Source organism: Paraburkholderia sp. GAS33 (assembly GCF_050436645.1).
Classification (GTDB): domain Bacteria; phylum Pseudomonadota; class Gammaproteobacteria; order Burkholderiales; family Burkholderiaceae; genus Paraburkholderia; species Paraburkholderia phenazinium_B.
On the sequence record NZ_JBNDMP010000004.1, the window covers coordinates 565,178 to 577,404 of the forward strand.

The 12,227-nt window shown below is 62.1% G+C and carries 12 protein-coding genes; 9 read left to right on the top strand and 3 right to left on the bottom strand.

The genetic code is table 11. From position 1 onward, the window contains the following. Positions 1 to 131: 131 nt before the first annotated feature. Positions 132 to 1,064, bottom strand: a complete 933-nt coding sequence (locus tag P3T24_RS16035; protein ID WP_429435971.1) for a LysR family transcriptional regulator — start codon at positions 1,062 to 1,064, stop codon at positions 132 to 134. Positions 1,065 to 1,179: 115 nt separating this feature from the next. On the opposite strand from P3T24_RS16035, the gene P3T24_RS16040 reads away from it, so the two are divergent. The 5 genes from P3T24_RS16040 to P3T24_RS16060 all read left to right on the top strand — a co-directional run bounded on the left by P3T24_RS16040 (position 1,180) and on the right by P3T24_RS16060 (position 6,932). Next, positions 1,180 to 2,058, top strand: coding sequence for an alpha/beta fold hydrolase (locus P3T24_RS16040; protein ID WP_074265184.1), 879 nt, complete (start codon positions 1,180 to 1,182; stop codon positions 2,056 to 2,058). A 46-nt stretch (positions 2,059 to 2,104) separates the two neighbouring features. Continuing rightward, the gene (gene leuC, locus P3T24_RS16045; RefSeq protein WP_429435973.1) at positions 2,105 to 3,529 is read left to right on the top strand and encodes a 3-isopropylmalate dehydratase large subunit; all 1,425 of its coding nucleotides are present in this window, start codon (positions 2,105 to 2,107) and stop codon (positions 3,527 to 3,529) included. After that, positions 3,522 to 4,160 (top strand): 3-isopropylmalate dehydratase small subunit, encoded by a 639-nt coding sequence (leuD, locus tag P3T24_RS16050; RefSeq protein ID WP_429407784.1) that lies wholly within the window; start codon positions 3,522 to 3,524, stop codon positions 4,158 to 4,160. The genes leuC and leuD overlap by 8 nt, the downstream gene beginning before the upstream one ends. 49 nt (positions 4,161 to 4,209) lie before the next feature. Beyond that, a complete protein-coding gene (locus P3T24_RS16055; RefSeq protein WP_429435976.1) occupies positions 4,210 to 5,520 on the top strand; it encodes an MFS transporter in 1,311 nt (436 codons plus the stop codon). 86 nt (positions 5,521 to 5,606) lie between these two features. After that, a complete protein-coding gene (locus P3T24_RS16060) occupies positions 5,607 to 6,932 on the top strand; it encodes a hypothetical protein (protein WP_074265188.1) in 1,326 nt (441 codons plus the stop codon). Positions 6,933 to 6,994: 62 nt separating this feature from the next. Here P3T24_RS16060 and P3T24_RS16065 read toward each other — a convergent pair whose 3' ends face one another. After that, complete coding sequence (locus tag P3T24_RS16065; protein WP_429435979.1) at positions 6,995 to 7,957, bottom strand: GlxA family transcriptional regulator; 963 nt, start codon at positions 7,955 to 7,957, stop codon at positions 6,995 to 6,997. 127 nt (positions 7,958 to 8,084) lie between these two features. Here P3T24_RS16065 and P3T24_RS16070 point away from each other — a divergent pair, with 127 nt between their 5' ends. Both P3T24_RS16070 and P3T24_RS16075 read left to right on the top strand, forming a co-directional pair. Continuing rightward, entirely contained in the window at positions 8,085 to 8,492 is a 408-nt protein-coding gene (locus P3T24_RS16070) for an MAPEG family protein (RefSeq protein WP_429435983.1), read from the top strand. Positions 8,493 to 8,505: 13 nt separating this feature from the next. Further along, entirely contained in the window at positions 8,506 to 9,417 is a 912-nt protein-coding gene (locus P3T24_RS16075; RefSeq protein WP_429435985.1) for a LysR substrate-binding domain-containing protein, read from the top strand. Here P3T24_RS16075 and P3T24_RS16080 read toward each other — a convergent pair. Continuing rightward, positions 9,393 to 10,019 carry a cupin domain-containing protein gene (locus P3T24_RS16080; protein ID WP_429435987.1) on the bottom strand — a complete coding sequence of 209 codons (627 nt, stop codon included), beginning with the start codon at positions 10,017 to 10,019 and terminating at the stop codon, positions 9,393 to 9,395. The two genes, P3T24_RS16075 and P3T24_RS16080, sit on opposite strands and share 25 nt — an antisense overlap. Before the next feature lie 270 nt (positions 10,020 to 10,289). On the opposite strand from P3T24_RS16080, the gene P3T24_RS16085 reads away from it, so the two are divergent. Together P3T24_RS16085 and P3T24_RS16090 are read left to right on the top strand one after the other, a co-directional pair. Next, on the top strand, positions 10,290 to 11,177 hold the full coding sequence (locus P3T24_RS16085) for an SDR family oxidoreductase (RefSeq protein WP_429435990.1): 888 nt from the start codon (positions 10,290 to 10,292) through the stop codon (positions 11,175 to 11,177). A gap of 395 nt (positions 11,178 to 11,572) precedes the next feature. Then, positions 11,573 to 12,142, top strand: coding sequence for a hypothetical protein (locus tag P3T24_RS16090; protein WP_143787534.1), 570 nt, complete (start codon positions 11,573 to 11,575; stop codon positions 12,140 to 12,142). Positions 12,143 to 12,227: the final 85 nt, after the last annotated feature.

Genomic DNA, 12,227 nt, shown 5'->3' on the forward strand with positions numbered 1-12,227 from the left:
TCTCCTTTCAGAAACAAGCAGCACCAACTGGTTTTGAGGGCAGCATCCTGACACTCACGCCAACGGAACAGTTGGCATGAGCGTCGATAATAGCCTGGGTGTACAAAGCGAAGTGCACGCGACCAAAGATCTCATCTGGAAGTCTCCACGCCGCCTGTTACTACTCCCCCGTCAAACGCACTTCGCAGGTACTCGCCCAGGAAGTCGACGAACGTGCGCAGCTTGGCAGACAGCCTGTTGCGTTCGAGGTAGATCGCGTGAATATCGGCGTTCGGGAGGGCCCATTCGACGAGCAGCGGCACCAGTTCTCCGCGTTCGATATGGCCGCTGATCTCCCACTGCGAGCGCACGACGATACCGCGTCCATCGAGCGCCCACTGCAGCACAATGCTGCCGTCATTGCTCGACAGCGAACCATCGACTTTCACCGTCTCCGCACGCTTGCCCCGCGAGAAATGCCATGTTCCGTACGCCGAATCATTCTCGCGCAGCACAATGCACGAGTGGCGGGTCAGGTCGTGCGGCACGGAGGGCTGGCCATGCCGCTTCAGATACGCCGGCGATGCGCACACGATGCGCCGGTTCTTCAGCAACAGTCGAGCGTTGATACGCGCGTCGGGGACCTCGCCGAACCGGATGCCGAGGTCAAAGCCTTCTTCCTGCAGACTGAGCGGCCGCTCAGTCAGTTGCAACTGGATCTTCATCGACGGAAAGCGCTCGACGAACTCCGATACCGCGGGTGCGATATGTGTCCGTCCGAAACCGAACGACGCATTCACCCGCAGCAGACCCGTAGGTTCGCCACGGCTACGCGTGACGAGATGCTCCAGTTCCGACAGGTCGTCGAGGATGCGCGAGCCGTTGGCGAGATAGAGCTCGCCTTCCGGCGTGAGGGAAAGACGCCGCGTTGTCCGGTTCATCAGCCGCACGCCAAGGCGCTGCTCCAGTTGCGCGAGCCGCTTGCTGACGGCGGGCGGCGTCACGCCTAGCTCGCGCGCCGCAGCCGCCAGGTTGCGGTTGCGCGCAACCAGCGCAAACAGATTCAGATCGGAAAAGCCATCCATCGCGTCACTCCCTGCCCAGGCTCATTCGTTCCTTAAAGTTACGACTGGATTGCTTTTGTGGAAACCCAATCGCCCATGGCATGAATTAGACTGCAAACAACTTCAGGAGACAACCATGTTCGAAGCGTTCTGCGACGCATCGACAACCGTCGACGGCGTCCGGATTCACGCGATCAAGGGCGGACGCGGCCCCGCGCTGCTGCTCTTGCACGGTCACCCGCAAACCCACGCGATCTGGCACAAGGTCGCGCCCACCCTGGCCGAGCACTTTACGGTGATCGCCGCCGATCTGCGCGGTTACGGCGACAGCGACAAACCCCAAGGCGCCGACGACCACGCCAACTACTCGAAGCGCCGCATGGCGCTCGACCAGGTCGAACTGATGCGCGCGCATGGATTCACGTCGTTTGCGGTCGTCGGTCATGATCGCGGTGGGCGCGTCGCAGCACGGATGGCGATCGACCATCCGGATGTAGTGACGCAACTCGTAACACTCGACGTCGCGCCGACCGTCGCGATGTACGAACAGACCTCATTCGAATTTGCGCGCGCCTACTGGCACTGGTTCTTTCTCGTACGTCCCGCACCCTTCCCCGAAACGCTGATCCGCGCCGACCCCGACCTCTATCTGAAGCAGACCATGGGTGCCCGCAGCGCGGGGCTCAAGCCGTTCACGTCCGAGGCTTACGCCGCCTATCTGCGTTGCCTCTCCGATCCGGCCACCGCGCACGGGATCTGCGAAGACTACCGGGCCTCGATCACCATCGACCTCGAGCACGACCGCGCGGATCTTGCGGCAGGCAAGCGCATCGTCTCACCGTTCCTCGCGCTATGGGGCGCGGACGGCGCAGTCGGCAAGTGCTTCGATCCGCTGGCGGAATGGCGCCACTGGAACGCCGACGTCAGCGGCGAGGCGCTGCCTTGCGGTCACTACATTGCCGAAGAAGTGCCGGCGTTACTCCTCGAACGCGTGCTGGCATTTCTTCAGCGCTGATTCGCTCCTGATCCGCACGTTTGATCCTTACCAGTCAGGTTTCATCATGTCCTCACAAACGCTTTACCGGAAACTGGTCGATTCGCATACCGTATCGATTATCGACGCGGAGCACGTTGTGCTCTACGCCGATCTGCACATCATGAACGAGTACACCAGCCCACAGGCATTCGCGGGGCTGCGTGAGAAAGGCCTGCGCGTGCGGCGTCCGCATCAGCAGATGGGTATCGTCGATCACGTGATTCCGACGCGGCCGGTGCCGGTTCGCGCGCGCACGATCGAGGTCGTCGACGCCGCAAAACAGGCTACGAATTTCACGCGCAATTGTGCGGAGCACGGCATTCATCTGTTCGACGTCAACGATGCGATGCAGGGCATCGAGCACGTCGTGGCGCCCGAGATCGGACTAATCCGTCCCGGCATGGTCGTGCTGTGCGGCGACAGCCACACGACCACCTACGGCGCACTCGGCGCGCTCGGATTCGGCATCGGCACCTCGGAGGTCGAGCACGTGCTGGCCACGCAGACGCTCGTCTACCGCGTCGCGAAAGACATGCGTATCGTCGTGGACGGCACGCTGCAACCGGGCACGACTTCGAAGGACGTCGTGTTGCACATCATTGCGCAGATCGGCGCGCAAGGCGCGCGCGGATACGCGGTCGAATACGCAGGAGAGGCGATAGCCGCACTGTCCGCCGAGGCGCGCATGACCCTCTGCAATATGACGGTGGAAGCCGGCGCGCGCGCCGCGTTGATCGCACCGGACCGCACGACGCTCGACTATGTCTGCAGCAAGGTCCGCGATCTCGATGCGCAAACGCTCGAAGCCGCCCGCACGGCGTGGTCGCAACTGCACTCGGATGCCGATGCGCATTTCGACGTCGAACACCGGTTCGACGCAACGCGCGTCGCGCCCTATGTCACGTGGGGCACGAGCCCGGATCAGGCGATTCCGGTGGACGGACGCATTCCCAGCGCCGACACCGCGGACGGCTCCGGTCTCGACGTCGCGACGATGCGCAAGGCGCTCGACTACATCGGACTGCCTGGCGGCGCGCCGATCGAAGGCACGGCGATCGATCGCGTGTTTATCGGCTCGTGTACGAATGCGCGGATCGAAGATCTGCGTGCGGTCGCCGCCGTGGTGCGAGGCCGTAAAGTGGCATCGACGGTGCGCGCGATGGTTGTGCCGGGCTCGGGCATGGTGCGTGACCAGGCGGAGCGCGAGGGCATCGCGCAGTTGCTGATCGATGCCGGATTCGAATGGCGCCAGCCGGGCTGCTCGATGTGTCTGGCGATGAACGACGACGTGCTCGCACCGGGCGAGCGCTGCGCATCCACGACGAACCGCAATTTCGAAGGGCGCCAGGGGCGCGACAGCAAAACCCATCTGATGAGCCCCGCGATGGCCGCCGCTGCCGCGATCGCCGGACGCATCGTCGACATTCGCAAGGAACTGACTCATGGCTAAGCCGTTCATGATCGCGGGCACCGCCGCCCCGCTGCCGGTCAACAACCTTGATACCGACCAGATCATGCCGAAGCAGTTTCTGCTCGGTATCGACAAATCGGGGCTCGCGCGCGGCCTGTTGCACGACCTGCGCCTCGATGCGGATGGCCATGTGCGCGAGAATTTCGTGCTGAACCGCCCCGAATACAAGGGCGCGAAAATCCTGATCGGCGGTGCGAACTTCGGCTGCGGATCGAGCCGCGAGCACGCGGTATGGGGCCTGCAGCAGGGAGGTTTCGAAGCGGTGATCGCGCCGAGCTACGGCGAGATCTTTTACTTCAACTCGACCAACAACCGTTTGCTGCTTGTCACACTGCCGCCTGAGCAGATCGAGGCGCTCGTCGCCGAACTCGAGAACGGCAGCGACAAGCACGTATCGATCGACGTTGAGAACGAGGTCGTGCAGACGCCTTCGGGACAGCGCTATCGGTTCTCGCTGCCCGCGCGCCAGAAGCAGATGCTGGTGGAGGGGCTCGATATGATCGGCTTGACGCTGCGCGAGGAGAAGGCGATCGACGCCTTTGAGACGCGCCACTGGGCAGCGCAGCCGTGGTGCCGTATCGATCTGCCGGCGCAGCAGAATCACCATTAAATAAGACCAGGCGCCAGGCACGCTCGATAGCGCTAAATAGGAGACGAGAATGAGCACCACCATAGTCCATCCGCAGGAGGACGCCGCGCTGGAGACTCGCGTCGTCAGAAAGATCTCGCGGCGCATCACGCCGTTCATCATCGTCCTGTACTTCCTGAGCTTTCTGAATCGCGTGAACGTCGGCTTCGCAGGCCTCACGATGAATCACGACATCGGCCTCACGCAGGCCATGTTCGGTGTCGGTGCGGGGATTTTCTTCGTCGGCTATATCGCTGCCGGCATGCCGTCGAATCTCGCGCTGCAACGTATCGGCGCGCGCCGCTGGATCGCACTGCTGATGGTCGTGTGGGGCGTGCTGTCGGCGGCCACGGCGTTCGTCAGCGGTCCGTACAGTTTCTATACGCTGCGCTTCGTGCTCGGTCTCGCGGAAGCAGGCTTTTTCCCCGGCATCATCCTGTACCTGAGCTACTGGTTTCCGGCGCGCCATCGGGCGTTCGTCACGGCCATGTTCATGACGGCGGCGCCGCTGTCGAACATGATCGGCTCGCCGATCTCCGGTGCATTGATGAGCCTCGAAGGTTTCGCCCATCTGCACGGCTGGCAGTGGCTGTTCCTCGTCGAGGGCGCGCCAACCGTGCTGCTCGGCGTCGTCTCGTTCTTCTTCCTGACCGACCGGCCGGAGGAAGCGCAGTGGCTTGCGCCCGCCGAGCGCCAATGGCTGAGCAGCGAGATGCAGCGCGGACGCGATGGCAAGGCGGCGCAGAGCAAGTCGAGCGTCTGGAGCGCGGTGAAGGATCCGCGCGTGCTGCTGCTCGCGCTTGTCTATGCGGGCACCTCGACCGGACTGTACGCGATCGGCATCTGGGCGCCGATGATCATCCACCGCTTCGGTTTCAGCTACTTCGAACTCGGTCTCGTGAACGCGATTCCGAATCTCTTCGCGGTCGTCACGATGGTGCTGTGGGCGCGCAATTCGGATCGCACCAACGAACGCCGCCTGCACGTTGCGATCGCGTGTCTCGCGGCCGGGATCGGGATGCTGATGTCTGGACACGCAAGCACGGTGATCGTGCTGATCGTCGGACTGTCGATCGCGAACTTCGGCATCAATGCGGCAAAGCCGCCTCTGTGGAGCATGCCGACGCAGTTCCTGTCGGGCTCCGCCGCGGCGGCGGGCATTGCGCTGATCAATGCGATGGGCAGCCTGATCGGCGGCACGATTGGTCCGATGGTGATCGGCCGGTTGCGCGATATGAGCGGCGACTACTCGCTCGGCTTGTATTTCGTCAGCGCGACGCTGCTCGTCTCCGCGGTGCTGTCGTATCTGTTCGGTAGGCGCACGCGGCGCGGCGGCGCGTGAGGTCGCGGGGACTTCTTTCGCTGGCCGCTTCCGGGGTATCCTACGCAAGGTCCGATTTACCGCTGTTCGATACCCCCTTCACGCGCATGCAAAAGCTCATCATTCATATTGGCGCAGGCAAATGCGGCAGCTCTGCGATTCAGGCCTATCTCGGTGCCAACGCGGCATCGCTCAGAGCGCAAGGCGTACTGATTCCTGGCCTCGACCTGACGATGAACGCGAGCATCGCCGGTCAGCAAATCAACTTTTTCCTGAATCTGGTCAACGCGTCGCCGTCCGCTCAGGCTCCGCATCAGCCTACCCGGCTGGACGCGGTGTCCATCGTGCGGCGACGTCTGGCCGCACTCAAGGAAGAGATGGTCAGAAGCAATCTGCACACGCTGGTGATCAGCGCCGAGAACCTGTCCGACCAGCACGCGTTTTCGAGCCTCTTTGCGGAAGAGAAAGCACATTTCGATGTGCATATCGTTGCCTACATCCGGCGTCAGGACGAGTATCTCTCGTCTGCATGGGGGCAATGGTACGTAAAGGCTTACGAGAGTATCGACGAATACCTCGCGGCCCGTGTTCCGGTCGACGGCGACTGGTACGCCATGCTAAGCCCATGGTTGCGAGACTTCGGCCGGGACCGGGTTCACGTCCGCCGGTTCGATCGAAAGTCCATGTACAACACAGACGTTGTCGACGATTTCATCACCATCACCGGTCTGCCTGTCGACGCAGGTCATAAGAGAGTCGGCGTCATCAATGAAAGCAATGACGAGCGGTTGATCGCTCTGGCACACCATGTGCGGGACGAGTTCTCGTCGATCCACGACACGTCTTTCTACGACGTCATGAACGGCGTCCTCGGCAAGGAGAACCGTCCAAAGAAATCGAAGCCTTATCTTTTCGATCGAACAACACGGCTGAGAATTCTGGATGCTTACGCCGGGAGCAATGAAAAAGTAAAGACGACATTCTTCCCGGAGATCCCTTCCGACACTGCCCTCTTTCCGCCGCCAGGTGAAAACGATGTGCTGGATTTGAGCCCCGTCGAGAAGCTCGAACGGGAAGTGTCCATGCTGACAAGAATCGTCTATTCTCTGGCGAAGAAATTGAGTGAGCCCGCCGCCAAAGAAATTCCTGTCGCGCAGACCGTGAGTTCACCGGCCAAAGGAAATCCGGTGGTCACTCAAATCATTGGCACGATCGCCGTTCCCGGGTCCAAGGTGTTGAGAGAAGCCCTAAGCAGCCAGTGGTATGCGGAGCGGAACCAGGACGTCAGGAACGCCGGCTTCGACCCCTACTCGCATTGGTGCGATTTCGGAATGAAGGAAGGCAGGTTGCCGGCTCCGGACCTCGAGAAGCTCATGGCTGAGTTATCGGCAGAGCGAAACGCACTATCGCAGCAGAAGCCTGGGCCTGCCTAAGCGGAACGCTCGCCCAACAACGGTACATCGAATCAGCCCAGGATCGGGACAAGCGCGTTGTATCAACGCATCTCCGCGCGCAGTTCCCGCACCCCTCGGCCGAGCTTGCGACGCAACAAGGTCCGCAATGTCGCGGCGTCGGCATAGCCCACCTCGCTCGCAATGGATTCGACGTCGAAACCAATCGAAACGAGGTGCTTCGCCCGTTCGATTCTCAGGTCCTGGAAGAACGCCATCGGCGACTTGCCGAGCACGGCCTCGGTGCGGCGCTGCAAGGTGCGTGTGCCGACGGACAATGCGCTCGCCGCATCCTGAAGCGAAAACCCCCGTGCCAGATGGTCGCGAGCCCAACGCTCGAAGCGTGCGATCAGCGGATCGGCGTGGGCGAGATAATCTGGAATGATGTAGTGAGCCTGCGACGACCGCTTGTCGATGAGCATAAAGCGGGCGACGAACGCAGCCAGATCAGGACTGGCCTGACGCACCAGCCACAGCGCGAGATCGAGGTGGCCCATCATGGTGCCCGCGGTCACGACGCGATCTGCTGCGACGACCATGCGCGAATCGTCCAGCGTAACCGCCGGATAGCGCTGACGGAAGAGCGGGGCCAGCGGCCACGCTGTAGTTGCCGCAACGTTGTCCAGCAGCCCGGCCTCCGCGAGGAGAAAGGTCCCGAGACACGCCGCCGCGATGCCGACGCCTTCTGCATGCCAGGCACGAAGGTACGCGATCGCGTCGCGCACGTCGGATCGTTCCAGCGCTGCAAGCAACCGCTCGGGCTGTTTGGTATTCAGCGCGGGGACCACCACCCAATCCGTCTGACCAATACTGCTAACCGGCTCGACCGCGGCGGACAAACCGAGCGCCGTACGGACCTGTCCGCCGAATCCGACGATCTTCACGTCGAAGGGTGGCGCGGCGAATCCTTGTGCCGCTGCCAGTTCGTTGGCCGTCGCGAAGGTATCCAGCAGAACCGTCAGGCCGGTGTCGAATACGCCATCAAGAGCGAATATAGCCAGTCGCATGTCACAAATGAACCCGTTAATGTCATTAGCGACTATAGCCCCTCGCAGAAGCGACGGCTAGACTGCGGAGCAATGCGGCCATGGCAATTCGATTGGCCGAACAACCGATCCGCCGGAGCACCGCTCAATGAAACTCACGCCCGAACTCTATTTCCTCACGCTCGTCGCCTCGGCCACGATCCTGATGTGGATTCCCTACACGCTCGCCAGGATCGTGACGCGCGGGTTGATTCCGACGTTGGGCAATCCCGATCCTTCGCTGCCGCCCGACCCCGCCTGGGCCGAACGGGCACGGCGCGCTCACACCAATGCGATCGAGAACCTCGCCGTCTTCGCCCCTATGGTGCTCACCGCAGCGCTCATCGGCGTAAGCACGCCTGCGACCGTCCTCGCGGCAAAGCTTTATCTCGTCGCCCGACTTGTCCACTATTGCGTCTATGCTGCCGGGGTTCCCGTCTTGCGCACCCTCGCCTTCCTGGCCGGCGTCGCGGCGACGATCATGTTTGCGCTCACCCTCCTCCACCATATTGCGTAGCTACGCATCCGCCATGTCCGATCTGCGTAACCTGACCTTCGAACATCTTCTGAATTACATCGCGGTAGTGGAGACCGGTTCGTTCACGCGGGCAGCAGAGCGGCGCAGCGTCGGGAAGACGACGGTCAGCGACAGCATCCAGCGACTGGAACTCGAGCTGGGCGCCACGCTCCTTGTCAGGACAACGCGGCGTATCAGTGTGACGGAAGCAGGCGCATCGTTCTTCGAAACGTGTCGCGAGATCGTGCGCCTTGCCGAAGAGGCTATGTCCCTGGCCAGCCCTTCTCAGGATGACCTGCGCGGCACCTTGAGGGTCGCGTCTTCGGTCGAGTACAGCGCGATCGTTCTTGCTCCGGTGCTTGCGCGCATGCGAAGCGCGCATCCGCGGCTGCGCCTCGAGATCGTATCCGGGGATCGCGCTATCGATCTGATCGCGGAAGGCGTCGACGTCGCCATCCGCCTGGGTGAACTGACTGATTCGAGCCATCGCGCGGTGCGCATCGGCGAATATTCGAAGTGGCTGGTCGCCGGTCCCGACTTTGTCGTGCGCAATGCGCTTCCTGAAGACGTTGGCGATGCGGCGAAGCTGGCCTTCGTGGGACTCTCGGTTCTCGCACAGCCGTCACGCTTCGACTTGTGCAGCGCCGCTGGGGATTCACGCGAGATCGAATTCGTTACCGGTCTGTTTGCCGATACTGTCTACGCGTGCCGTGCGGCAATCGCGGAAGGCGCGGGCATCGGCCTGCTGCCCGACTTCTCGGTTCGCGCGGATATTGCCGCGGGCCGGCTCGTACGTGTGTATCCAGACTGGTCAACTGCGCCCATGACGATTCATGCGTTGCTCCCCCCGGGCAGACATACCGCGCCGAAAGTCCGGGCGTTGATCGATATGCTCAAGGATCATTCACGCGTCGCAAGCAGATGACCGTGACGAAGCAGGATGACCGTCGGCACTTCGGCGAATGGCGCGTGCCGAGCGCCAGGATGGAGGCGCAGCCAAGTTCCAGCCGGATAGTGTTCGTTCGCATCCCTAAGTTCTCCGCTCAACACGAATATTTCTTCGCCACTCGGATGCGTGTGATCGTGGGTCTGCGCGCCCGGGTGAAACTCGACCAGGCTGACGTGCTGCCTGCCGCTCGCTAGCGGAGCAATATGCATCCGTGGATTGACTCCATTGCGCCACACTCGCGCTCTCGCACTGCGAACGATTGGATCACAGCGGGAAGCGGATGCTTCGCGATAGATGAGCAGACGTGCCCCACCGTCGCCCGCTTGCATGAGGGGTGCGTCGCAGCGAATGAGGAAGTCGTCGGCATTGAATGTGTGGCCGTTTATCGCAACGTTGCCTCGCAATACATACAGATCGTGCCGCTTCCCCGCATCGAGCGTGTACGTCGCCGAGGGGCCGAAATCTACGATGCCGGCCCACTGCGGTTCCGCTGCATCGGTCAGATCGGTGACCCTGCGCGTCTCTCCCGGCACCTCGTCCGGATCGATCCACTCACGTTCAATCAGTTTCGTTTGCAAGATGTGCCCCCTGGTTTGGCTGATGCGAGCGCTCACCGGCCGGTTAGCCGTCGAAGCCATTGTGCGCAATGACATCGCATGTCAGAAGGGGCCGGCGCGGCGAAACACAATCCGGGTTTGCCGGACAATGCGCTGCCGCTGGCGGTAGCAAAGCGTGTCCAGCCTCCTCGCCATCCGGATCCTGTTAGTGCTCTTACTATGATGACGTCACTACTGCTACGGAACGGGAAATGGCCGGATAGTAGAGGAGACAACCAGGGAGGTTTCAGTATGCGTATTTTTCTAACCGGCGCGACAGGCTTTATTGGCGCGACCGTGGTCCCCGAACTCATCAAGGCTGGACATCAGGTAATCGGCATGACGCGTTCCGACGCGGGCGCTCAAGCGCTGATCGACGCGGGAGCGGAGGTGCATCGCGGAACGCTGGAGGATCCAGACACGCTTCGCAGCGGCGCGGAGAAAGCAGATGCCGTCATCCACACGGCATTCGATCACGACTTCTCCCGCTTCGTGGAGAATTGCGAAAAGGACAAACGTGCGATTGCCGCACTAGGGTCGGCGCTGGCGGGCTCCGATCGTCCTCTCGTCATTACCTCCGGAACCGGCATAGGCAGCGGTGAACATGGTGAACCGGCGACGGAAGATGTCTTCAATATCAGCCATCCTAATCCGCGCATCGCATCCGAACTGGCCGGAAATGGGCTGCTGGAGGCAGGCATCAACCTGTCGGTGGTACGACTGCCGCAGGTTCACAACCCGTACAAGCAGGGTCTCATCTCGCCGCTCGTTGCCATCGCTCGCGAGAAAGGCGTCTCCGCGTACGTGGGCGAGGGCCGCAACCGCTGGCCGGCATGCCATGTCTCCGATGTCGCGCTGCTCTACCGCCTCGCCATAGAAAAGCGCCAACCGGGTGCGCGCTATCATGCCGTCGCCGAAGAAGGCGTCAGTAGCCGTGAGATCGCCGAGGCGCTTGGACGCGGTCTGAAGTTGCCCACCGTTTCAATCTCCCCAGATGAGGCGGCGGCACATTTTGGCTGGATGGGCATGTTCGTCGGCCTCGATATGCCGGCCTCGAGTGCCAAGACCCAGGCGCTGCTGAACTGGCACCCAACTGGTCCGACACTGATTGCCGATCTCAACGAAGCGCGGTTTGTCTAGTTGCTGCGTTGGTTAAGGTCGATCGTTCGCCGCGGAAACACTCGAGGTTAAAGCGCTCGTCGCGACGAGCGCTCACCCTTCCCCCATTTGCCGGACTCTGGCGGCGAACGCGTTCAGGGCAAATGCTGACGGCCGTCTTCGATGAAATTCACCGCTGCCGCCGGGGTTCGGCATAGTGCCGCTGCCAGACTGGCAATTTCGTCGAAGGCCTGGCAGTCACGCCGACAGGCGCCTCGCGCAAGATCTCGAAACGAAAATATTTCAGGAAATCGGCTCAAGAAACGCTTCAGCCTGCCGTTATCACGAGGATAGGCCGGTAATCGGGCGCTTCTCTGGTGTTGGCCAGTCAGCCCCAAAGCCGCGTCGCATTGCTTTCGAGCCAATCGAGGGATTCCATGCAAATCCAGCCGACCACCACCGCCACGGCTTTCACCGCCGGTACAACCACCGCGACCACCTCGGGTGACGCGCCGTCCGCTTCGAAGGCTCGCACTGCCGCCTCGTCAGCCGCGGCTGGTGATGTGTCCGCTAGCGCGGTCGCCTCGCCTGGGGCGACGTCATCGAGTGAAGCATCGGGCGCAGCTTCGTCCGGGTCGACCTCCTCCGCTTCCGCTTCAGGTACGGGCGGCGCAGGGGGTGGCGGAGGTGGCGGCGGCGGATCGGTGTCTTCCAGCAGTTCCTCGACCGAGCTCGACGAAATGAATGCGCTCGCCCTTTCGCTCGAAGCCCAGCTGGCGCAAGTATCGTCCGCCGGCGGCTCGGCGGGAGGCGCTGACGCCAGCCAGATCAACCAGATCAAAGCCCAGTTGCAAAGTGCTCAAAGCTCGTTGAGCGAAGCGCTGCAGAGTTCGAATACCAGTGAACTCAGCCAGATCGAGAGTCAACTGCAAAGCGCGCAAGGCGCCCTCGCGCAGTTGATGCTGGCTAGCGGTCAGACGACGGGGTTGGTTTCGAGTAGTGCGTGAGGGGGGGTGTCGCAGTTCGACCCGTTGTCGACTGGTCAGTCTGCGAAGACCGCCGCGTGCTTCCGAATGAACGCCTCAACAGTCA

Excerpts from the sequence above, each read along its gene's own strand:
- P3T24_RS16035 (WP_429435971.1), bottom strand. The coding sequence starts at position 1,064 with ATGGATGGCTTTTCCGATCTGAATCTGTTTGCGCTGGTTGCGCGCAAC.
- P3T24_RS16040 (WP_074265184.1), top strand. The coding sequence starts at position 1,180 with ATGTTCGAAGCGTTCTGCGACGCATCGACAACCGTCGACGGCGTCCGG.
- leuC (WP_429435973.1), top strand. The coding sequence starts at position 2,105 with ATGTCCTCACAAACGCTTTACCGGAAACTGGTCGATTCGCATACCGTA.
- leuD (WP_429407784.1), top strand. The coding sequence starts at position 3,522 with ATGGCTAAGCCGTTCATGATCGCGGGCACCGCCGCCCCGCTGCCGGTC.
- P3T24_RS16055 (WP_429435976.1), top strand. The coding sequence starts at position 4,210 with ATGAGCACCACCATAGTCCATCCGCAGGAGGACGCCGCGCTGGAGACT.
- P3T24_RS16060 (WP_074265188.1), top strand. The coding sequence starts at position 5,607 with ATGCAAAAGCTCATCATTCATATTGGCGCAGGCAAATGCGGCAGCTCT.
- P3T24_RS16065 (WP_429435979.1), bottom strand. The coding sequence starts at position 7,957 with ATGCGACTGGCTATATTCGCTCTTGATGGCGTATTCGACACCGGCCTG.
- P3T24_RS16070 (WP_429435983.1), top strand. The coding sequence starts at position 8,085 with ATGAAACTCACGCCCGAACTCTATTTCCTCACGCTCGTCGCCTCGGCC.
- P3T24_RS16075 (WP_429435985.1), top strand. The coding sequence starts at position 8,506 with ATGTCCGATCTGCGTAACCTGACCTTCGAACATCTTCTGAATTACATC.
- P3T24_RS16085 (WP_429435990.1), top strand. The coding sequence starts at position 10,290 with ATGCGTATTTTTCTAACCGGCGCGACAGGCTTTATTGGCGCGACCGTG.
- P3T24_RS16090 (WP_143787534.1), top strand. The coding sequence starts at position 11,573 with ATGCAAATCCAGCCGACCACCACCGCCACGGCTTTCACCGCCGGTACA.